Raw genomic sequence first — 1,865 nt, forward strand, 5'->3', positions numbered from 1 at the left:
ATGTGGATAGTATCATTAGCATTAAAGTCTAACTAAATTATACTTTATCCATTATTAATTATCCATTAACCTTAATTTCTGAAAAATTCAGGTTTTAGTGTAGGGTTAGTGTAGGGTTAGTGTAGGGTTGTTGCATATTTGAAAATGCTGCAAATTCTTGAGCTTCAAAGGTTTGAAGCACCTGGCGATGTAGGGGTGTAGGGTTAGTGCGAAAAAGTTTTTTTCTAAGATTTTTTTTGTCGTTCTTTGTGTTTCCCCCTTCCTAGACCTTAGGTCCGTTCCAGGTCCGTTGTAAATCCGTTCCAGGTCCGTTCGGGAACTATAGGATCATGGGACTTACATGGGAGTTACATAGGACTTACATGAGAGTTGGAGAAAAGGCCAATAATATGAATTTATACATGAGCGGTTTATTCTATTATTACTATTATCTACGGAATAAAAATGGTTTTATGTAAAAAAACTATCTCAAATTGTTATTTTCTCAGTTTTTATTTGTACCTTTGCCATGTCATTATGTTTCTTCGCGTTTTTGGATTCGCAACACAAAGATTTGTGAAAAATTGATATGACAAATATCTGAGTTTTTTGGGGATGCTCAAGATACTATGAAAATATTCTCGTGTTAATTGCGGAATTAAAGTGTAGATAATATCAAGAAAAATTTTTAACATATAAAAAATGACCGAATTCTATTATAATACTACATTAGAGCAATTTTTTAAGGATTGGTATCCTCATGATACTGACTCTACCGATTATGTACAGTTACTTAGGAGTATGAACGATGATAATTCGATAAAGAAGTTAGTAAAAAAACATGACAAATTGTTAGATAAAATACAATCTTTTCAATATCGTCTTTCAACAAAGCCCAATGATTGGTATCGTTATGATTATTATAATGATTCTATGTTATGGGTAGAGTTAGACTTCTTCTTAAATAAACAAATTGAAAGGGTATTCAATGGTTATAATGAGATAACAGAAGATATGCAGTTGCAATGTCTGGTAAATCTGAAACCCGCAATGAATAGAAATGCTATAATACAAAACATCTTACCCATATGTTCTGAACCTGTTAGAAATGTATATGAAGAACTTAAAACTTCAATTAAATATAAAGAAGAGACACTCAAGATTCTTTCTCAATATGATATTGGGACTAATGGCTATAAAACTAATAAGCTTTCTTATATTCAATCGATGAAAAAGTTGATAAAAAAAGGATACATAAAAGACTCAAGGGATTCTGCTTTTGAAAATAATGTAGGAATTGGTTATTTTCCTGATTTAAGCAGTAAAATAAAATCTATAGTTTTAATAATAGTAATAATTCCAATAGTAGTTTTGTTGATTTATGTAATTGGAAAAGTTTTTATCTTTGTGCTTTGTATATTGGCATTGTTAAGTATGGTGTGGAAAGGAAAATAATATGAGGTGGAGAAGTGTGTATAAATATAATAAGGTATAGTCCCAAAAACTCCTGGGACGAACTCTTGATATTTGTCAATTTTGGGAGGCTTTGGAAAATTTTCTGAAAATATTTCGGGAAAAATTTGGCAGGGTCAAAAAAAAGTAGTACCTTTGTACTCGCTTTCCGAAAAAATGAAGGTGCTAAATCTTCTTTTTGTGAAAGCGTTAAGAAAGAGTTCTTTGACAAGATTTACATAAACAGGAAGTAGTAGTACAAGAAGCAAGTGAGAGATCACTTGGGTATAGAAACGAACCGATCAATTCGGCTTCCGCAAGGAAGCGAGAAAAGAGTAGACTTCTTAATAAATAAAGGATAGTCGTCCCGAGCAAGACAAAAGAATCTGCAAGCAATTGCAGATTACATTATAAAGAAATTTTACAATGGAGAG

Annotated in this window: 1 protein-coding gene; it reads left to right on the forward strand. The window is 31.6% G+C overall.

Annotated elements, in window-relative coordinates; translation table 11 throughout:
• Window positions 1–780 precede the first annotated feature (780 nt).
• Entirely contained in the window at window positions 781–1,434 is a 654-nt protein-coding gene (locus J6Y29_02765; protein ID MBP5426802.1) for a hypothetical protein, read from the forward strand.
• Window positions 1,435–1,865 lie beyond the last annotated feature (431 nt).

Source organism: Clostridiales bacterium (assembly GCA_017961515.1).
Taxonomy (GTDB): domain Bacteria; phylum Bacillota; class Clostridia; order Acetivibrionales; family RGIG10202; genus RGIG10202.